Origin of the sequence: Paracoccus fontiphilus (assembly GCF_017356265.1) — a bacterium.
Taxonomy (GTDB): domain Bacteria; phylum Pseudomonadota; class Alphaproteobacteria; order Rhodobacterales; family Rhodobacteraceae; genus Paracoccus; species Paracoccus fontiphilus.
Genome location: NZ_JAFNAW010000017.1, coordinates 46,008 through 64,993, shown reverse-complemented (window position 1 = coordinate 64,993; position 18,986 = coordinate 46,008). Strand labels below are relative to the sequence as shown.

Below are 18,986 nucleotides of genomic sequence, written 5' to 3'. Positions count from 1 at the left end.
GGCGCGGGCTGCCCCATCGTCGGGCGACAGGCGCGCCAGCAGCGCGCCCTCGCCGCGCGCGGCTTGGGGCAGGGGCGGACCCATGAGGCCCGCGCGGGCGGTGCGCGCCAGGAAGCGGTCCAGCACGGTCATCGTCAGGTCGAAGGGATCGCCATCAACGCTAGCGCGTCCCGCCGCGCCATCGGCAAAGGCCGCTGCCTGCAGGCGGTTCAGGCGGGGCAGGGTAGCCATGAGGTCAACAAGCTGCTGGTAGCGGTCGAGGCCGCCTTGGCCCGCCAGCCGCAAGGCCTCGCCCACGGAACCGTCGGACAGGGCGGCAAGCGCCTCGGCATCCTCGTCGATGCCCAGGTGGGCCAGGACATTGCCCATCTGCGCCGGGTTCAGCGGCGACAGGCGCAGGGTGCGGCAGCGCGACCGGATCGTGGGCAGCAGACCGGCGGGCTGGTGCGCGACGATCAGGATCAGGGCATCGGCGGGCGGTTCCTCCAGCACCTTCAGCAGGGCGTTGGCGGCGGCGGTGTTCATGTCGTCGGCGGCGTCGATGATGGCGATGCGGCGCCCGCCCTCGGCCGCGGACAGGTGGAAGAAGGACAGAAGCTTGCGGATTTCGTCCACGGTGATCTGGGCGGAGAGGCGGCCCGCCTTGTCGTCCCAGGGGCGGCGGACCAGATGCAGGCGCGGTTCCGACAGCGCCGCGAGGCGCCGCGCCTCGGGGGTGTCGGTCGCACCGAAGGGGCCGGTCGCGCCCGACAGCATCCAGCGGGCGATGGCCCAGGCCAGGGTGGCCTTGCCGACCCCGCGCGGGCCGGTCAGCAGCCAGGCATGGTGCAGCCGACCGCCTTGGGCGGCTTCGGTGAATTCGGCGATGGCATTGTCCTGGCCGATGACGCGGTCCGTATGGCGCGGATGCGGTGCGCCGGGAACGCGGTCGGGTTCAGGGATGTCGTCGGGATCAGTTCTCACAACGTGGCCCGGATGCGGGCGGCGACATCCTCGGCGCTGCCGGTCCCGTCGATCAGGCGCACGCGGGCAGGAAATTCGCCTGCCAGCGCGCGAAAACCTTCCGCCAGCCGCTGCTGGAACGCCAGCCCCAGGCTTTCGAAGCGATCCTCGACCCCGCCGCGCGCATTGCCCCGGCGAAGGGAGGTAGCCGGGTCAAGGTCGATCACGAAGGTCAGGTCCGGCTCCACGCTGATCGCCAGATCGTGCATCCGGTCCACGAACCCGCGCAGGTCGCCCCGGGTCGCGCCCTGGTAGACGCGGGTGCTGTCGGCAAAGCGGTCGGTGATGACGGTCTGCCCGGCAGCCAAGGCCGGGCGGATGGTGCGCTCCAGGTGATCGCGGCGGGCGGCGGTGAACAGCAGGCATTCGGTTTCCGCCGACCAGCGTTCGCCCGCGCCTTCGACCAGCAGGCGGCGGATTTCCTCGGCCCCCAGACTGCCGCCGGGCTCGCGGGTCAGGACGACATCGCGTCCCTCGGCGCGCAGGGCATCCGCCAGCAGGCGGGCCTGGGTGGACTTGCCGCAGCCGTCGATCCCCTCGAAGCTGATGAACATCAAAGTCCCGCGGCTTCGACGGCCTTGTGGCCAAGCCGCATCACGGCGCCCTTCATCCGGCCCGCAAAGCCCGCCTCGGGGACGTCCTCGGCGGCCAGCAGGGGGGTGATGGCCTCTTGCGCGCCGGGAACGGTCACGACCAGGCGGCCGATGGGATCGCCCTTGGCGATGGGGGCGGGAATGGGCGAGTCGTAGACCGCCTCGACCTTGACCTGGTCCTGCGATCCGGCGGGCACCAGCACGTTCACGCCGTCCTTGGTGGTCAGGCCGACGCGGGATTTCGCGCCCAGCCAGACCGGAGCCTCAAGGACCGTATCCCCGGCAGGCACCAGCGTCTCCATGCTGAACTGGCGGAAGGCCCAGTTGACGATGCGCTCGGACTCCTCGGCCCGCGCGGTGTCGAACGGCAGGCCGCTGACCACGAAGATCACCCGGCGCCCGTCCTGCACGGCGGACCCGACCAGGCCATAGCCCGCCTCCTCGGTGTGGCCGGTCTTGAGGCCGTCGGCGCCGATGTCCAGCTTCAGGATCGGGTTGCGGTTGAAGCGGTTGGACGGCACCCGGTCCATGTAGCGGAACTCGGTCAGCGAGAAGTCGCCGTAGTATTGCGGGAAGTCGTTGATCAGGTGCATCGCCAGCACGCCCAGATCCTCGGCCGACATCACGTGACCCTCGGCGGGCCAGCCGGTCGAGTTCTTGAAGACCGAGTGCTTCAGCCCCAGCGTTTTCGCGCGCTCGGTCATCTGGCGGGCAAAGGCTTCCTCGGTCCCCGCCAGCCCTTCCGCCAGGACGACGCAGGCATCGTTGCCCGACAGGACGATCACGCCCTTGATCAGCTGTTCCACGGTCGGCGTGTCGCGGGGCTCGACGAACATCTTGGACCCGCCCATCTTCCAGGCCCTTGTCGACACCGGCAGCGTGTCGGTCATCTTCAGGCGGCCGTTCTGCAGCGCCTCGAACACCATGTACAGCGTCATCAGCTTGGACATGGACGCGGGCGGGATCGGCACATCGGCATTTTTCGACATCAGCACGGTGCTGGTGTTGACGTCATAGACCCAGGCAGAGGTCGCATTGGTTTCGAACGCCTGCACCGGGGCGGCCAGACACAGAAGGGCCAGAAGCCTTGTCAGGAATGCACGCATGGAAAGTCCTTTGCCTGTTTGGCGCCGATGGTTACAACATGGCCCCGCCCCTCGCAACGCGGGCCACACGCATTCCGGGATATTTGAACGTCAGTTGCCGACAGCCTCGCGCCAATGGCGCCGGCACAGCGAGACATAGGTTTCGTTCCCGCCGACCTGCACCTGTGCGCCTTCGGTGATGGCGTGGCCCGCCTCGTCGCGGCGGATCACCATGGTGGCCTTCTTGCCGCAATGGCAGATGGTGCGGACCTCTCGCATGTCGTCGGCCAGGGCCAGCAGGGCGGCCGAGCCGGGGAACAGCTCGCCCCGGAAATCGACGCGCAGGCCATAGCACATGACGGGGATGTGCAGGTCGTCGGCCACGCGGGCCAGTTGCCAGACTTGGGCGGGCGACAGGAACTGGGCCTCGTCCACGAAGATGCAGGCGCAATCCCCAGCGCGATCCCGGATCAGCGCGAACATGTCGGTGTCCGCATCAAAGGTCAGCGCGTCGTCGCCGATGCCGATGCGGCTGGCAATGCGGCCAAGGCCCGCGCGGCTGTCAAGCGCGGCGGTCAGCAGCAGCGTCCGCATCCCCCGCTCGCGATAGTTGTAGGACGCCTGCAGCAGCAGCGTGCTCTTGCCCGCGTTCATGGTAGAGTAGTGGAAGTACAGCTTGGCCATGCCGGCCCCATAGCGCCGGGGCGGGGCGGCATCAAGGCTTGCGATCCGGCCCGTCGGATGGCAAAAGACGGCAGGCGCGGTCACGTCCACCGGCGCGGCTCTGCGCGGCCTTTCCCTATGAAAACCAGGTTTTCCCGATGCGCGATCCCCTGTTCCGCATGGCCCTTGTCCTGGGCGTCCTGTCCGCCGTCGGTCCCTTCGCGATCGACATGTACCTGCCCGCGCTGCCGCAGGTCGCAGCCGACCTCGGCACGACCGAGGCCGGGGCGGCGCTGACGCTGACGTCCTATTTCATCGTCTTCGGCATCGCGCAGATGATCTATGGACCCATGGCTGACGCCCTCGGGCGCAAGACGCCGCTGCTGATCGGGGTCGCGATCTTCCTGGCCGCGACTGTCGCGGCGGCGCTTGCGCCGACGATCGGCTGGCTGATCGCTGCCCGCGCCCTGCAGGGCCTTGGCGCCGCCACGCTGATGGCCGTGCCGCGCGCCGTGATCCGCGACGTGGCGACCGGCCCCGAGGCCGCGAAGGTCATGTCCACGATCATGATCGTCATCGCCGTCTCACCCATGCTGGCGCCGCTGACGGGGTCGCTGGTCATGGGCTGGGGCGGCTGGCGCGAGATCTTCGCCATCCTGGCCGTCGCGGCGCTTGTCAGCCTGGCCCTGATCCTGTTCGTCCTGCCCGAGACGCTGGCCCCCGAACACCGCCGCCCGGTCCGCCTTGCGCCGATGCTGTCGGGCGCGCGACGGCTGCTGACCGACCGGCGCTTCATGGGGTTGACCATGATCGGGGGCTTCGGGATGGCCAGCTTCTTCGTGTTCCTGTCCTCGGCCAGCTTCGTCTATACCCGGCAATACGGACTGTCGCCGACCGGCTTCTCGCTGGCTTTCGCGGTCAATGCCATCGGCTTCTTCGCCGCATCCCAGTTCGCCGGCCCGATGGCGCAGCGCCACGGGATGGAGCGGGTGATCTCGCTGGCGATCACCGGCTTCGCCGCGATCATGATCGCCTTGGCGGCGGTCGTCTGGCTGGGCCTTGACGCGCTGCCGGTGGTGATGGCGGGGCTGTTCCTGGGCAATGCCTGCCTGGGGCTGGTGATGCCCACGGCCATGGTCATGTCGCTGGACCCCCATCCCGACATCGCCGGGCTGGCGTCATCCTTGGGCGGGACGTTCCAGATGCTGACGGGCGGCGTGATGATCGCGCTGACCGGCCCCTTCATGGACAACAGCGCCGCCAGCATGGTCACGGCCATCGCGCTCTGCGTGGCGCTTGCCTGGTGCGCCGCCGCCGCATCGCTGCCGCGCCTGCGCCTGGCATGAAAACGCCGCAGGGCGCGAACCCTGCGGCTTCTTCGTTGTCCAAATACCCAAAGGGCGACAGCGCCCCCGGCGTTACGCCTGCCGGCTTTTCGGCTGCCGCGACGGGCGCCGGGCCGGCCGCTTGTTCGCACCCGCACCCATCGGCTTGCCACGTCCGCCCTGCGGACGGGCCGAGGGCACCGGACCGGACGGAACCTCGCCGCCGATCACCGGGATCGGCGCCTTCATGGCCTTTTCGATGGCGCGCAGTTCGCCGACCTCGGCCGGCGCGCAGAAGGCCACGGCGCGGCCGTCGCGGCCCGCCCGCGCGGTGCGGCCGATCCGGTGGACATAGTTTTCCGGCACGTTCGGCAGGTCGTAGTTATAGACATGCGCGACCTCGGGGATGTCCAAGCCCCGCGCGGCCACGTCAGTCGCCACCAGCACCTGCGTCTCGCCCTTGCGGAAGGCGTCCAGGGCGCGTTCCCGCTGACCCTGCGACTTGTTGCCGTGGATCGCGGCAACGGCGAAGCCCCACTTTTCCAGCAGCTTGGCAAGCTTTTCCGACCCGTGCTTGGTGCGGCCGAAGACCATCGCCAGCTCGCCCGGATGCTTCGCCAGATACTCGGCCAGCAGCGTCGCCTTGTCGCCCTGCGTCACGAAATGCACGCCCTGCTCGATCTTCTTGGCCGCCTGGCCCGGAGGGTTGACCGCCACCCGCACCGGTTCGGTCAGGTAGGTGTCGGCCAGTTCCTCCATCAGCTTCGGCATGGTGGCCGAGAACAGCAGCGTCTGGCGATCCTTGGGCAGCATCCGCGCGATCTTGCGCAGCGTGTGGATGAAGCCGATGTCCAGCATCTGGTCGGCCTCGTCCAGGACCAGGTAGGTCGTGGCCTCCAGGCTGATCGCGCGCCGCTCGATCAGGTCCATCAGGCGGCCCGGCGTGGCGATCAGCACATCGACGCCGCGCGACAGCCGTTCCGTCTGCACGTTGATCGAGGCACCGCCGACGACCCGGAACGACCGGATCGGCGTGCCCTCGGCATAGGCGTCGATATTGGTGGCGATCTGGGTTGCCAGTTCGCGCGTCGGCGCCAGGATCAGCGCGCGGCAGGTCCGGGGGTCGGGCTTCTTGCCGAAGTTGATCAGCCGCGTCAGCATCGGCAGGCCGAAGGCCGCCGTCTTGCCGGTGCCGGTCTGCGCCAAGCCCAGAACGTCGCGGCCCTTGACGACGGCAGGGATCGCCTCGGTCTGGATGGGCGTGGGCTTGGTCAGTCCAAGCGCCGCGATATTGGCGTTGATGCGGTGGTCGATGCCCATGTCCGCAAAGGGTCCGGTGGGCAGCGGATCGCGGGCAGGCGCCCGGCGACCTTCGTTCGCGTCGAAATTCGGCAGGTTGCGGGGCCGGGGCTTCGGTCCGCGCGAGGGGCGGCGGGTGGTGTTCTGTTCCATCAATCTCTCATCCCCGCGTCCCCCGTATCGGACGCAAGGCAGGGGCCGCGTCCGATGCGCGGCGATCAGCAGGGATGCGGACGCGATAGGGTGCCCGCAAGCCTCCCCGCGTGAATGGGAAACTGGAATGAGTGCCGGACCCTGGAGCGAAAAACGCGGCTGCTCACGCGGCAGCGGGTGGCGACTGGACCCACATGGGCCTTCACCGTCTGCAAGTCAAGCATGATCAATCCGGTCGGAGATCGTCAATCATCACTAAAATACCTGTGGAAAATCGCTGCCGCAAACGTCAAGAATATTTTCAGTTCCATTGTTCTCATGTCTCCGGGGAAAGAGTCATGGCCACGATCAATGCCAATTATGGGATCGACAGTTATACGATCGATCTGAACTTTTACTGGCGACATTTTTACAAGGACGCATTTCTCGACGACTATTACTACGATCTTTACGGAACAAAATATCAGGATTTGTACATAGTAAGCGGCTGGGACGGATATAATGATCTGCTTTTCGGCATTGCTGGCGTCGGCTTTGGCTTCAATGCGTTGGGAGACTTGACGGCTGGCACGGTCAACTTCATCAGTGAAGAGGTATACGGACGTTCGGCGATCTGGACCGCGAAGGATTTTTCCGTGCCAGCAGCCCGGATTTACAGTGCGAGCCTTACCCACGGAAACGCCGACGACAGGGCAGTCTTGGCCTCGATCATGTCGGGCGACGATACTGTCAGACTTAGCGCATTCAACGATTGGTTCGAGGGATGGGCGGGCCATGACCAGATGTTCGGAAACGGCGGAAACGATACGCTGCTTGGGGGCGTCGGTAATGACATGCTGAATGGCGGCTTGGGGATCGACCGCCTGATGGCCGGAAGCGGGCATGACCGATTGATCGGCGCGGCGGGCAACGATGTGCTGCAAGGGGATACCGGCAACGATGTCCTGGACGGCGGCATGGGTCGCGATCAGATGTTCGGCGGCGCCGATGCGGTTCGGGACGTGTTCATCTTCCGCGCCCGCGCCGAGACTGTTCTGGGTGCGCAGCGGGATCAGATCATGCAGTTCAGTGCCGGGCAGGACGACATCGACCTGTCGCTGATCGACGCCAATGCCGCGCGTGCCGGGAACCAGGCCTTTGCCTTCACGGGAACGGCCGCCGCCGCCCATGCGGTCTAGTATGTCAGGCAGGTGGACGGCGTCCTGGTGTGCGGCGATGTCAACGGCAACAAGGCCGCCGATTTCGAGATCTGGGTGGATGACGCGACGCGGCTGACTGCTGCCGACTTCATCCTCTAGGCGCGGTCCGCCGTATCCAGCCAGATCGTGACCGGCCCGTCATTGACCAGCCGCACGGTCATGTCGGCGCCGAAGTTGCCGGTTTCGACGCCGATGCCTTGGGTGCGCAGGCATTCGGCAAAGTGTTCGTAAAGCCGCCGGCCGTCCTCGGGCGCGGCGGCGGATGAAAAGCCGGGGCGGTTGCCGGTGCGGGTGTCGGCCGCCAGCGTGAACTGGCTGACCACAAGCGCGCCGCCGCCGACATCCAGAAGCGACCGGTTCATCCGGCCCTCGTCGTCGCGGAAGATGCGCAGCTTGGCCACGCGCGCCGCCAGCTTCTCGGCGGCGGTCTCGTCGTCGCCGTTCATGGCGCAGACCAGCACCAGCAGTCCCGCCCCGGTGCGGCCGATCGTGGCGCCGTCAACCTCGACAAAGGCTTCCGTGACGCGTTGGACCAGCGCGCGCATCAGCCCAGCAGGATGCCGGTCACGACCAGCATCAGCCCGATGGCAGACACGGCAAGCGCGCCCATGTTGACCGCCAGCACGGGCCGCATCCGGTCGCGCAGCGCGGCATCGTCCAGGCCCGCCTTGCGCGCCCGCACCACGGCCAGGACGCACCAGCCAAGCGCCAGCACCCCGGCCACCGTCAGGGCCGCGCCGCCCCAGATCAGCCCGTCGAAAAGCGTCATCGGATCATCCCCGCCAATGTGCACGCCTGCGCCCTAGCGGCGATTGCGCCCCGCAGCAAGACCGCCTAACAGGTGCGGCCAAGGACGGGACAGGACAAACGGAAGGACAGGTCATGATGGACGATCAGGCTTACAGCGTGGCAGCGGACGAGCTGCGCCAGTTCATCGAGCAGTTCGAGCAACTGGAAGCCGAAAAGAAGGACATCGCCGAGCGCCAGAAGGAAGTGATGGCCGAGGCGAAGGCACGCGGCTATGACACGAAGGTCATGAAGAAGATCGTCGCCCTGCGCAAACGCGACCGCGACGACATCGCCGAGGAAGAAGCCATCCTGGAGATGTACAAGCAGGCGCTGGGCATGGGCTGAGGCCCGGCCTATTTCCTTTGACTTCTGCCGCCGGTCCCCGTAGAAGCCGCCCCTTCGGCTTCGGATTTCCGGGGCGGCGGACGTGTTTGGATGTCTGTCGCAAGGATGGCGGTGCCCTCACGCGGGTGTAAGGCACCCCTTTTTCTGGCGATGATATGACAGACAACACGATAGCCGCGCCCTTGGCCGCGGCGCTGGCGGCCAAGGGCTATGCCAGCCTGACTTCGGTTCAACAGGCAGTTCTGGAAAACGACGCACAAGGGCGCGACATGCTGGTGTCGGCCCAGACGGGGTCCGGCAAGACCGTGGCCTTCGGCCTTGCCATCGCGCCGCAACTGCTGAAGGGCGACACGCTGCCCGACGCGGTCGCGCCGATGGGCCTGGCCATCGCGCCCACGCGCGAACTGGCCTTGCAGGTCGCGGCCGAACTGGGCTGGCTTTACGCCGAGGCGGGCGCCCGCATCGCCACCTGCGTCGGCGGCATGGATTACCGCACGGAACGCCGGGCGCTGGAACGCGGCGCCCATATCGTCGTGGGCACCCCCGGCCGCCTGCGCGACCATATCGAACGCGGCTCGCTGGATCTGTCGGCCCTGCGCGTCGCCGTTCTGGACGAGGCGGACGAGATGCTGGACCTGGGCTTCCGCGAGGATCTGGAGTTCATCCTGCAATCCGCGCCCGAAGACCGGCGCACGCTGATGTTCTCGGCCACGGTGCCGCCCGCGATCGAGCATCTGGCGACGACCTTCCAGCGCGATGCGCTGCGGATCGCCGCGCAGGGCGAATCGCGCCAGCACGGCGACATCGAATACCGCGCCTTCAACGTGGCCGCCCGCGACCGCGAACCCGCGATCTTCAACATCCTCCGCCTGCACGAGGCGCGGACGGCGATCATCTTCTGCAAGACGCGCGCCAACGTGAACCACCTGCTGGCCCGCATGGGCAACCGCGGCTTCAAGGCCGTGGCGCTGTCGGGCGAGCTTTCCCAGCAGGAACGCACCCATGCGCTGCAGGCGCTGCGCGACGGGCGGGCGTCCATCTGCGTGGCGACCGACGTGGCCGCGCGCGGCATCGACCTGCCCGGGCTGGAACTGGTGATCCACGCCGACCTGCCGACCAATTCCGAAACCCTGCTGCACCGCTCGGGCCGCACGGGCCGGGCAGGGGCCAAGGGCGTCTCGGCCCTGATCGTCATGCCGTCCGAGGTCCGCAAGGCGCAGATGCTGCTGAAGCGCGCGCGGGTCGAGGCGACCTGGGGACCGGCGCCCTCCGCTGACGAGGTTCGCGCGCAGGACGACACCCGGATGCTGGACCACCCCGCGCTGAAGGACGGGAACGACGACGACACGGCGATGGCGCAGATGCTGCTGGACCGATTCGGCCCTGACCGGCTGGCCCAGGCCTTCATCGCCTTGTGGCGCGAAGGCCGTCCCACGCCCGAGGAACTGACGGTCCTGCAGGACCGCGCCCCCGCCGCCGCCCGCGAACGCCCACCCTTCGGCGAGGCGGTCTGGTTCCAGTTGTCCGTAGGCCATACCGGCCGGGCCGAGGCTCGCTGGCTGCTGCCCAAGATCTGCGAAGGCGGCGACATCAACCGCGACGCCATCGGCGCCATCCGCGTGCGCCAGGACGAGACCTTCGTCCAGATCGCCGTGGGCCAAGCCGGCAAGTTCGGCAAGACCCTGGAGCTTGAGCCGGGCCTGACCATGCGCCGCCTGGACGGCGAGCCCGACCTTGAGCGGGCACCGCGCCCCGCCGAACGCCCCGCCCGCCGCAAGCCCGAGGGCGAGTGGCGCAAACCCGAGCGTGCCGAGGCGCAGCCCGACACCTCGGCCAAGCCGCGCAAGGCCCGCTGGACCCCCGAGGATCGCGCCAAGGCCAAGCCTGCCCGCGACACCGCGGGGGCCGAAAAGCCCGGCGGGTTCCGCGGGGCGGGGGCAAAGCCCGCGGGCAAGGATCGCGGCAAGTTCGCTGCACCGAAAAAAAGCGGAAAGCCGCGCAAGAACGACCGTTGAGACAAGGCCGCGCATGTCCATGCGCGGCTTTTCTCGCATGCTCCGGCGCGTGTTCAGATAAATGTTGACCGTAGGTAAAATCGGTCTCACGCTGAACTCGGTGTTTTAGTTGTGTCGGAGTTCCTTGTGATGATCAAACATGTTGCCCCGCCGGACAAGGATGGGGGCGTGCCCCGAAATCCGCAGCCAGCGATGGTTCTGCAGAAGAAGGACTTTGTCGATCGCGTCGTCGCCGCAAGCGGTGCCAAGAAGGCGGATGCGCGCCCGATCATCGAGGCCACGCTGGCCCAGCTTGGCAAGGCCCTTTCGGCCGGGGAGACGCTTGCCGTGCCGCCCCTGGGCCGCGCCCGTGTGAACCTGGAACGCGACCAGCGGGGCGGAGAGATCATAACCCTGCGCCTGCGTCGCAGGCCGGGCAGCATCCGGAGGTCCGAGGACCCGGCGCCCTTCGACTGAATTCAGGGGCGATTCGCCCTTGCGGTCGCCTTTCACGCCTGTTAGATGCTGCGCCCACGGGTGATTAGCTCAGCGGTAGAGCGCTTCGTTCACATCGAAGATGTCAGCGGTTCAAATCCGTTATCACCCACCATCCTTCCTTTCCCGGGCCGCACCTGCCAGATGCTGAAAACCGCTGCCGAAAATGCCGCGATCCTTTCCGTTGCGCCGATGATGGACTGGACGGACCGGCATTGCCGCATCTTCCACCGCCTGATGTCGCGCCGTGCGCTGCTTTACACCGAAATGGTGACGGCGCCGGCGATCATCCATGGCGACCGTTCCCGCCTGCTGGACTTCGACGCTGCCGAACATCCCGTGGCGCTGCAGCTTGGCGGTTCGGACCCGGCAGAGCTTGAGGCGGCGACCCGAATCGCCGCCGAATGGGGCTATGACGAGATCAACCTGAACGTCGGCTGTCCCAGCGATCGCGTGCAGTCGGGCTGCTTCGGGGCGGTGCTGATGAAGACGCCCGATCTGGTGGCCGAATGTGTCGGGCGCATGATCGCCGCCAGCCCCGTCGAGGTGACAGTCAAGTGCCGCATCGGCGTCGACGACCAGAGCCCTGGGGACGTGCTGCCCGCCTTCATCGCAACCATGCGGGCCGCAGGCGTCCGGCGCATCGCGATCCACGCGCGCAAGGCCTGGTTGCAGGGCCTCAGCCCCAAGGAAAACCGCGACATTCCTCCGCTGGACTATCCGCTTGTCCACCGCATGAAGCAGCAGTTCCCCGACCTGCACCTGTCGATTAACGGCGGGATCGCCAGCTTCGATGCGGTGCGCGATCACCTGCAGGCGATGGACGGCGTGATGGTCGGACGCGCGGCCTATCACCAGCCTTGGGACATCCTGGGCCAGGCCGACCGGCTCTGGAGAGAGGCGCCGCCGTTCGAGCATCCCGAACAGGTCGCGCTGGCGATGCGCCCCTATATCATGGCGCATCTGGCGGAAGGAGGTCGGCTGCACCAGGTCACGCGGCACATGCTGGGCCTGTTCCACGGGATGCCGGGCGCGCGGGGATGGAAGCGGACGCTGTCCGAAGGCGCGTCGAAAGGCGGGATCGAGGTCTATGACGCGGCCCTGCGACAGGTCACGCAACTGGCCGCCTGACACTTCATCTTGGCAAAAATATCCTGGGGGAGTCCCGCAGGGACGGGGGCGAAGCCCCCTTACTCCGCCGCCTTCTCGGCAGCCTTTGCCTGATCCCAAAGCCGGTCCATCTCTGCCAGATCGCTGTCCTCGGGCCTGCGTCCCCGTTCCGCCAGAGCCGCTTCGATGGCCTGAAAGCGCCGGGTAAACTTTGCATTGGCCCGGCGCAGCGCCTGTTCGGGATCGACCTTCAGGTGCCGCGCCAGGTTCGCCATCACGAACAACAGGTCGCCGAACTCCTCCTCCAGCGCCTCCGGCCCCAGGCTGTCGCGCGCCTCGACCAGTTCGGCGGTTTCCTCGGCGATCTTGTCCAGGACCTCGGTGGCGCCCGGCCAGTCGAAGCCTACGCGGGCCGCGCGATTCTGCAGCTTGATCGCGCGCGTCAGCGCGGGCAGGCCCATCGCCACGCCGTCCAGCGTTCCGCGCTCGGCCTTGCCCGCGCGCTCGACCGCCTTGATGGCCTCCCAGTCCTTGACCTGCTGTTCGGCGGACTTGTCGCGGTTCTCGGTGCCGAAGACATGGGGATGGCGGAAGACCAGCTTGTCGGAAATCGCCGCCGCGCAATCCGCGAAGTCGAACAGGCCCGATTCGGACGCCATCTGCGCATGGAACACCACCTGCAGCAGCAGGTCGCCCAACTCGCCCGGCAGTTCCCCCCAGGCCTGCCGCTCGATGGCGTCGGCGACCTCGTGGGCTTCCTCGATCGTGTAGGGCGCGATCGAGGCGAAGTCCTGCTCGATGTCCCAGGGGCAGCCGGTCCGCGGATCGCGCAACTGCGCCATGATGTCGATGAGGCGGGCGATCTCGGCGCGGGGGTCGCGGCGCGTCGGTTCGGTCATTGCGATTTCCCTTCGCTTCTGTCCTGATGGGCCATTGCCACAGTGCCAAGGTCAAGTCCACATGCCCGTCCTGAACCGCATCGCCGAATTTTCGGATGACATGACCGCCTGGCGCCGGCACCTGCATCGGCACCCGGAACTGGGCTTCGACTGCTACGGCACCGCCGCCTTCGTGGCCGAGCGCCTGCGCGACTTCGGCGTGGACGAGATCCATGACGGCATCGGGCAGTCAGGGCTTGTCGGCATCATCGAGGGGCAGGGGCCGGGCCCCACCATCGGCCTGCGCGCCGACATGGACGCCCTGCCGATGGAGGAGGCGACCGGCCTGGACCACGCATCCACCGTGCCGGGCCGGATGCACGCCTGCGGGCATGACGGGCACACTACGATGCTGCTGGGCGCCGCGCGCTATCTGGCGGAAACGCGCAACTTTGCGGGCCGCGTGGCCCTGATCTTCCAGCCGGCCGAGGAAAACGGCGGCGGGGGCGAGGCGATGGTGCGCGACGGCATGATGGACCGCTTCGGCATCGCCTCGGTCTTTGCCATGCACAACAGCCCCGGCCTGCCGGTGGGCACCATGAACACCACGCCCGGCCCGATCATGGCCGCCGTGGACACGTTCGAGATTCACGTCCAGGGCCGCGGCGGGCATGGCGCCATGCCGCACCTGACCGCCGATCCGATCGTGGCCGCCGTGGCGGTGGTGAACGCGATCCAGACCATCTCCAGCCGCAACCATTACGCCCTGGACGACCTGGCGCTGTCGGTCACGCAGATCCACACGGGCAGCGCCGACAACATCGTGCCGGACACGGCCTACATCTGCGGCACCGTGCGGACCTTTGCCCCCCATGTCCGCGAGATGGTGCGCCGCCGCATGACGCAGATCTGCGAAGGGCAGGCGGAGGCCTATGACCTGTCGATCCGGCTGGACTATGTCGAGGGCTATCCCGCCACCGTCAACGACCCCGACCAGACGGCCTTCGCCGTCGATGTCGCAGCCGAGATCCTGGGTCATGCTAATGTCTCGGGCGATGCGGGGCGCGAGATGGGGGCCGAGGATTTCAGCTACATGCTGGACGCGCGGCCCGGCTGCTACCTGTTCATCGGCCAGGGCGACACGGCCAGCGTTCACCACCCGGCCTATGACTTCAACGACGCGATTTCGCCCATCGGGGCCAGCTTCCTGGCCCGGCTGGTCGAACGCGCGCAGCCCGTCCCGCGCTGACTTCACGATCCTGTTCGCTGTTGGCTTGCGGGCGGGCCTTCCTTGCCAAGCTGGGATGGCGGGGATAGGTTGCGCGCCAATCCGGGCGGGGTCAGACCGCCATGACAGCCGAAAGGATATCTCATGTTCGTCACCCCCGCCTATGCCCAGGCCGCAGGCAACGCCGGCTCCGGCGCCGCCTTCGCGCAGTTCATCCCGCTGATCCTGATCTTCGCGATCATGTATTTCCTGATGATCCGCCCCCAGCAGAAGCGCGTGAAGCAGCACAAGGAGATGGTGTCGGCGCTGAAGAAGGGCGATCAGGTCGTCACCCAGGGCGGCATCATCGGCAAGGTCGCATCCGTGCGCGACGACGAGCTTGAGGTCGAGATCGCGACCGGCGTGAAGGTCCGCGTGGTGCGCGGCACGGTGTCGCAGGTGCTGTCGGCCACCACCCCCGTCGCGGCCAACGGCTGACCCGGAAACCAGATCACAGCAAGGGCTTCGGCGAAGATGCTTCAGATCGACCGTTGGAAACGCATCCTGATCATCGGGCTGTGCCTTCTGGGTATCGGCTTTGCCGTGCCCAACCTGTTCTACGCCAAAGTCGAATCCCACAACGACGCCGTGGCCGAAATCGAGCGCACAGGCGTCGAAACGCCTGAACTCGCCGCCGCGCGCGATGCTTGGCCATCGTGGCTGCCGTCGTCTGTCGTGGCGCTTGGCCTTGACCTGCGCGGCGGCGCCCACCTGCTGGGCGAGGTCCGCGTGGCCGAGGTCTACAAGGCCCGCATGGATGCGTTGTGGCCCGAACTGCGCCGCGCGCTTGCCGATGAACGCGCGACCCTTGGCGCGATCCGGCGCCTGCCCTCGCCCGAGGGCACGCTGAAGATCGAGATCGAGAACGCGGACCAGATCGCCCGCGCGACCGAGATCGTGCGCGGCTTTTCCAATCCCGTCACCACCCTGACCGGCGCGGGCCAGCAGAGCCTTGCGATCCAGCAGGCGGGCAATGCCCTGACAATCCAGTTGTCGGACGCCGAAAAGGCCGTGACCGACGACCGCACCGTCCAGCAGAGCGTCGAGATCATCCGCCGTCGCGTCGATGAGGTCGGCACCCGCGAGCCGACCATCGTGCGCCAGGGCGCCGACCGCATCCTGATCCAGGTGCCCGGCATCGGCTCGGCCGAGGAACTGAAGTCGCTGATCGGCACCACCGCCAAGCTGACCTTCAATTCCGTCGTGGGCACCGGCACCAACCCCGATGCGCGGCCCGGCGTGGGGCAGGTGATCCTGCCGGCCGCCGATCAGGAGGGGCTGTACTACACGCTGGAGGAAAGCCCCGTCGTCACCGGCGAGGAACTGACCGACGCGGTCCCCTCGACCGACCAGAATGGTCAGCCCTCGGTCGATTTCCGCTTCAACCCCACGGGCGCGCGCAAGTTCGGTGCCTATACCAGCGCCAATATCGGCCAGCCTTTCGCCATCGTGCTGGACAACAAGGTGATCTCGGCCCCGGTGATCCGGCAGGCGATCACCGCCGGGTCGGGGCAGATCTCGGGGTCGATGGACTTCGACGGGGCGAACCAGCTGGCCGTCCTGCTGCGCGCCGGCGCGTTGCCCGCGCAACTGGATTTCCTGGAAGAACGCACCATCGGCCCGGAACTGGGCCAGGACAGCATCGACGCGGGGCGTCTGTCGTCGGTGATCGCGACGGCGGCGGTCGTGGCCTACATGATCGCCAGCTACGGGCTGTTCGGGGCTTTCGCGTCCATTTCCGTGATCGCCAACGTCATCCTGATCCTGTCGATCATGTCGGTGATGGGGGCCACGCTGACCCTGCCGGGCATCGCCGGGATCGTGCTGACCGTCGGCACGGCGGTCGATGCCAACGTCATCATCTATGAACGCATCCGCGAGGAGTTGCGCGCGGGCAAACGCGTGGCGAAAGCCATCAGCGACGGCTTCGACGAGGCGATGAGCGCGATCATCGACGCCAACGTCACGTCCTTCATCGCGGCGGCGGTGATGTTCTTCCTGGGGTCCGGGCCGGTCAAGGGCTTTGCCGTGACGCTGACCATCGGGCTTGTCACCTCGGTCTTCACGGCGATCTTCCTGACGCGTCTGATGATCGTGTGGTGGCTGGAATGGCGCAAGCCCAAAGAACTGATCCTGTAAGGGGACCGATATGGCATTCCGTCTGAAACTCGTCCCCGACAACACCCGGATCGACTTCTTCCGCTGGCAGTGGCTGACCTTCGGCGCGTCGATGGCGGCGATGGTTCTGTCGCTGGTTCTGGTCGCCACCATGGGCCTGAACTTCGGCATCGACTTCAAGGGCGGCACCACCATCCGCACCGAAAGCACGACCGCCTTCGAGGTGGGCGATTACCGCGAGGCCCTGGACGACCTGGGCTTCAGCGACCTGGCCATCACCGAGGTCTTCGACCCCAGCTTCGGCGCCGACCGCCATGTCGCCATGATCCGCATCGGCACCACCGACGAGACCGGCTCGGTCAGCCCCGAGCAGTTGAACCAGATCGAGGCCGCGCTTCATCAGGTCGATCCGCAGATCACCTTCGCATCCGTCGAATCGGTCGGGCCGAAGGTCTCGGGCGAGTTGATCAAGACGGCCTTCTATGCCGTGGGCGCGGCCTGCCTGGGCATCATGGCCTATATCTGGCTGCGCTTTGAATGGCAGTTCGCCATCGGCTGCGTGGTGTCGCTGATCCACGACGTGCTGCTGACTGTCGGGCTGTTTTCGCTGTTCCAGTTGAAGTTCGACCTGACCACCATCGCGGCGCTGCTGACGACGCTGGGCTTTTCCTGCAACGACACGGTCGTGGTCTTCGACCGGCTGCGGGAAAACCTGATGAAGTACAAGACGCGGCCCTTGATCGAACTGATGAACCTGACCACCAACGAGACGCTGTCGCGCACGGTGATGACCGCCGTCACGACCGGGATCGCGCTGACGGCGATGCTGATCTTCGGCGGCGACGTGATCCGCGACTTCGTGATCGCGATGCTGTTCGGGGTGGTCGTCGGCTGCTATTCCACGATCTATGTCGCCAAGAACATCGTGCTGTGGCTGGGCGTGAAGCGGGACTGGTCGAAGAAGGACCCCAAGCTGGCCGCGTCGCCCTTTGAAAACGCGGAACGCCCCTGATGAAGCTGACTCCCACCCAGTTCGGCGGCGCGGCGGCGGTCGATGGCTATGGCCCCGGCTTCTTCCGGGTCGGCGGTCAGGTCATCCAGGGCGCGGTGCTGGTGACGGGGGCGGGCGCCGTAGCTTGGGGCGGCCTGGATGATCGCGCGGCCCTGATGGCGCTGGCGGGGCAGGTGGACGTGCTGTTCCTGGGCCTGGGGGAAGCGATCGCCCATGCCCCCGCCGATCTGGTCGCCGCATTGCGCGACAAGGGGGTGGCGGTCGAATCCATGGCCTCGCCCACCGCCGCGCGCACCTACAACGTCACCATAGCCGAGGGGCGGCGGGTCGCCTGCGCGCTTCTGCCGCTGTGACGCTGCTGGCCGTCCATGACCTTGCCGTCGCGCGCGGCGGTCTGCGGACGGTCGAGGGGGTGTCCTTCACGCTGGCGGCAGGACAGGCGCTGATCCTGCGCGGCCCGAACGGCATCGGCAAGACGACGCTGCTGCGCACGGTCGCGGGCCTTCAGCCGCCCATCGCCGGCCGGATCGACATGCCCGAGGACACGGTCGCCTATGCCGCCCATGCCGACGGGCTGAAGGGCGCGCTGACCGTGGCCGAGAACCTGCGCTTTTGGTCGCGGGTCTTTGGCGGCGGCGATCTGGCGCCTGCCCTGGCGGCGATGGATCTGGTGGCGCTGGCGGACCGGCCGGCGGCGGCGCTGTCGGCGGGGCAGAAGCGCAGGCTGGGCCTTGCCCGCCTTCTGGTCGCCCGGCGTCCCCTTTGGGTGCTGGATGAGCCGACGGTGTCGCTGGACGCGGCCTCGGTCGCGCGCTTCGCCGACATGGTTCGCGCCCATCTTGCGGCAGGGGGGGCGGCGCTGATCGCCACGCATATCGACCTGGGGCTGGAGGCGCGGGTCCTGGACCTGACGCCCTTCAAGGCGAAGGCCGTCCGGGCCGCGCGCCCCGCAGGCTTCAACGAGGCCTTCGCGTGATCGCCCTTCTGCGCCGCGACCTGTCGCTGGCCGTCCGGGCGGGCGGGGGCTTCGGCTTGGGCGTGGCCTTCTTCCTGATCCTCTGCGCCCTTGTGCCCTTCGGCGTCGGGCCAGAGACAAGCGCCCTGCAGCCCATCGCCGCAGGCATCCTGTGGCTGGGCGCGCTGCTGGCCTGCCTGCTGTCGCTGGACCGCATCTTCGCCCTGGACCACGAGGACGGCAGCCTGGACCTGCTGGCGACCTCGCCCCTGCCGCTGGAAGGGGCAGTCGCCGTTAAGGCCGTGGCCCACTGGATCACCACCGGCCTGCCGCTGATCGTCGCGGCGCCCTTGTTCGGCATCCTGCTGCACCTGCCGGGCGCCGCGATCCCGTCGCTGCTGGTGTCGCTGCTGCTGGGCACGCCAGCGCTGTCGATGCTGGGCGCCTTCGGGGCCGCCGTCACCGTGGGGCTGCGGCGCGGGGGGCTGCTTTTGTCGCTGTTGGTCCTGCCGCTTTACATCCCTACGCTAATCTTCGGGACCGAGATGATCCGCCGGGGGCAGGATGGCGGCGACACCGCAACGCCGCTGCTGTTTCTGGCGGGCATCACGGCGGGGGTGCTTGCGCTGGTACCTTTTGCCGCAGCCGCCGCCCTGCGGGTCAATCTGCGCTGAAGCAGGCTTGAGCCGCAACCGAGCCGACGC

Annotated in this window: 21 protein-coding genes and 1 tRNA gene; 14 read left to right on the top strand and 8 right to left on the bottom strand. The window is 67.6% G+C overall.

Annotated features, from left to right (window positions below; translation table 11 throughout):
- The 4 genes from J0F76_RS08475 to J0F76_RS08460 all read right to left on the bottom strand — a co-directional run.
- The coding region (locus J0F76_RS08475; protein WP_207467885.1) for a DNA polymerase III subunit delta' at positions 1 to 963 on the bottom strand (963 nt) is incomplete at its 3' end.
- Entirely contained in the window at positions 960 to 1,556 is a 597-nt protein-coding gene (gene tmk / locus J0F76_RS08470) for a dTMP kinase (protein ID WP_207467883.1), read from the bottom strand. The genes tmk and J0F76_RS08475, both read right to left, overlap by 4 nt.
- Positions 1,556 to 2,701: a D-alanyl-D-alanine carboxypeptidase family protein gene (locus J0F76_RS08465; RefSeq protein WP_207467881.1), complete on the bottom strand. Its 1,146-nt coding sequence runs from the start codon at positions 2,699 to 2,701 to the stop codon at positions 1,556 to 1,558. Before J0F76_RS08465 ends, tmk begins: the two co-directional genes overlap by 1 nt.
- Before the next feature lie 90 nt (positions 2,702 to 2,791).
- Positions 2,792 to 3,364 (bottom strand): thymidine kinase, encoded by a 573-nt coding sequence (locus tag J0F76_RS08460; protein WP_207467904.1) that lies wholly within the window; start codon positions 3,362 to 3,364, stop codon positions 2,792 to 2,794.
- A gap of 137 nt (positions 3,365 to 3,501) precedes the next feature.
- On the opposite strand from J0F76_RS08460, the gene J0F76_RS08455 reads away from it, so the two are divergent.
- Positions 3,502 to 4,689, top strand: a complete 1,188-nt coding sequence (locus J0F76_RS08455; protein ID WP_207467879.1) for a multidrug effflux MFS transporter — start codon at positions 3,502 to 3,504, stop codon at positions 4,687 to 4,689.
- 72 nt (positions 4,690 to 4,761) lie between these two features.
- Here J0F76_RS08455 and J0F76_RS08450 read toward each other — a convergent pair whose 3' ends face one another.
- Positions 4,762 to 5,988: a DEAD/DEAH box helicase gene (locus J0F76_RS08450; protein ID WP_242690084.1), complete on the bottom strand. Its 1,227-nt coding sequence runs from the start codon at positions 5,986 to 5,988 to the stop codon at positions 4,762 to 4,764.
- 470 nt (positions 5,989 to 6,458) lie between these two features.
- Here J0F76_RS08450 and J0F76_RS08445 point away from each other — a divergent pair, with 470 nt between their 5' ends.
- On the top strand, positions 6,459 to 7,298 hold the full coding sequence (locus tag J0F76_RS08445; RefSeq protein WP_207467875.1) for a calcium-binding protein: 840 nt from the start codon (positions 6,459 to 6,461) through the stop codon (positions 7,296 to 7,298).
- 116 nt (positions 7,299 to 7,414) lie between these two features.
- Here the strand turns inward: J0F76_RS08445 and dtd are convergent, their stop codons facing one another.
- On the bottom strand, positions 7,415 to 7,864 hold the full coding sequence (gene dtd / locus J0F76_RS08440) for a D-aminoacyl-tRNA deacylase (protein WP_207467873.1): 450 nt from the start codon (positions 7,862 to 7,864) through the stop codon (positions 7,415 to 7,417).
- Positions 7,864 to 8,088 carry a hypothetical protein gene (locus J0F76_RS08435; RefSeq protein WP_207467870.1) on the bottom strand — a complete coding sequence of 75 codons (225 nt, stop codon included), beginning with the start codon at positions 8,086 to 8,088 and terminating at the stop codon, positions 7,864 to 7,866. Before J0F76_RS08435 ends, dtd begins: the two co-directional genes overlap by 1 nt.
- A 113-nt stretch (positions 8,089 to 8,201) precedes the next feature.
- On the opposite strand from J0F76_RS08435, the gene J0F76_RS08430 reads away from it, so the two are divergent.
- The 5 genes from J0F76_RS08430 (at position 8,202) to dusA (ending at position 12,073) form a co-directional block, all read left to right on the top strand.
- Positions 8,202 to 8,453, top strand: coding sequence for a DUF2312 domain-containing protein (locus J0F76_RS08430; protein ID WP_103172693.1), 252 nt, complete (start codon positions 8,202 to 8,204; stop codon positions 8,451 to 8,453).
- Between the two features lie 155 nt (positions 8,454 to 8,608).
- Positions 8,609 to 10,468, top strand: a complete 1,860-nt coding sequence (locus J0F76_RS08425; RefSeq protein WP_207467868.1) for a DEAD/DEAH box helicase — start codon at positions 8,609 to 8,611, stop codon at positions 10,466 to 10,468.
- 168 nt (positions 10,469 to 10,636) lie between these two features.
- Positions 10,637 to 10,924, top strand: a complete 288-nt coding sequence (locus tag J0F76_RS08420) for an HU family DNA-binding protein (protein ID WP_341351572.1) — start codon at positions 10,637 to 10,639, stop codon at positions 10,922 to 10,924.
- 58 nt (positions 10,925 to 10,982) lie between these two features.
- Positions 10,983 to 11,057: transfer RNA gene (locus tag J0F76_RS08415), tRNA-Val, on the top strand.
- Positions 11,058 to 11,086: 29 nt separating this feature from the next.
- On the top strand, positions 11,087 to 12,073 hold the full coding sequence (dusA, locus tag J0F76_RS08410; RefSeq protein WP_207467863.1) for a tRNA dihydrouridine(20/20a) synthase DusA: 987 nt from the start codon (positions 11,087 to 11,089) through the stop codon (positions 12,071 to 12,073).
- Positions 12,074 to 12,132: 59 nt separating this feature from the next.
- On the opposite strand, the gene mazG is transcribed toward dusA, so the two are convergent.
- The gene (mazG, locus tag J0F76_RS08405) at positions 12,133 to 12,951 is read right to left on the bottom strand and encodes a nucleoside triphosphate pyrophosphohydrolase (RefSeq protein WP_207467855.1); all 819 of its coding nucleotides are present in this window, start codon (positions 12,949 to 12,951) and stop codon (positions 12,133 to 12,135) included.
- Between the two features lie 61 nt (positions 12,952 to 13,012).
- Between mazG and J0F76_RS08400 the strand changes: the two genes are divergently transcribed.
- The 7 genes from J0F76_RS08400 (at position 13,013) to ccmB (ending at position 18,956) form a co-directional block, all read left to right on the top strand.
- Complete coding sequence (locus J0F76_RS08400) at positions 13,013 to 14,179, top strand: M20 aminoacylase family protein (RefSeq protein WP_207467847.1); 1,167 nt, start codon at positions 13,013 to 13,015, stop codon at positions 14,177 to 14,179.
- Between the two features lie 123 nt (positions 14,180 to 14,302).
- A complete protein-coding gene (gene yajC, locus J0F76_RS08395) occupies positions 14,303 to 14,635 on the top strand; it encodes a preprotein translocase subunit YajC (RefSeq protein ID WP_207467845.1) in 333 nt (110 codons plus the stop codon).
- 36 nt (positions 14,636 to 14,671) lie between these two features.
- Complete coding sequence (gene secD, locus J0F76_RS08390) at positions 14,672 to 16,336, top strand: protein translocase subunit SecD (protein WP_207467837.1); 1,665 nt, start codon at positions 14,672 to 14,674, stop codon at positions 16,334 to 16,336.
- Between the two features lie 10 nt (positions 16,337 to 16,346).
- Positions 16,347 to 17,327, top strand: a complete 981-nt coding sequence (gene secF / locus J0F76_RS08385; protein WP_207467836.1) for a protein translocase subunit SecF — start codon at positions 16,347 to 16,349, stop codon at positions 17,325 to 17,327.
- A complete protein-coding gene (locus J0F76_RS08380) occupies positions 17,327 to 17,680 on the top strand; it encodes an Mth938-like domain-containing protein (protein ID WP_207467833.1) in 354 nt (117 codons plus the stop codon). The genes secF and J0F76_RS08380 overlap by 1 nt, the downstream gene beginning before the upstream one ends.
- Positions 17,677 to 18,303 carry a heme ABC exporter ATP-binding protein CcmA gene (gene ccmA, locus J0F76_RS08375; RefSeq protein ID WP_207467832.1) on the top strand — a complete coding sequence of 209 codons (627 nt, stop codon included), beginning with the start codon at positions 17,677 to 17,679 and terminating at the stop codon, positions 18,301 to 18,303. The genes J0F76_RS08380 and ccmA overlap by 4 nt, the downstream gene beginning before the upstream one ends.
- On the top strand, positions 18,300 to 18,956 hold the full coding sequence (gene ccmB, locus J0F76_RS08370) for a heme exporter protein CcmB (RefSeq protein WP_207467830.1): 657 nt from the start codon (positions 18,300 to 18,302) through the stop codon (positions 18,954 to 18,956). The genes ccmA and ccmB overlap by 4 nt, the downstream gene beginning before the upstream one ends.
- Positions 18,957 to 18,986: the final 30 nt, after the last annotated feature.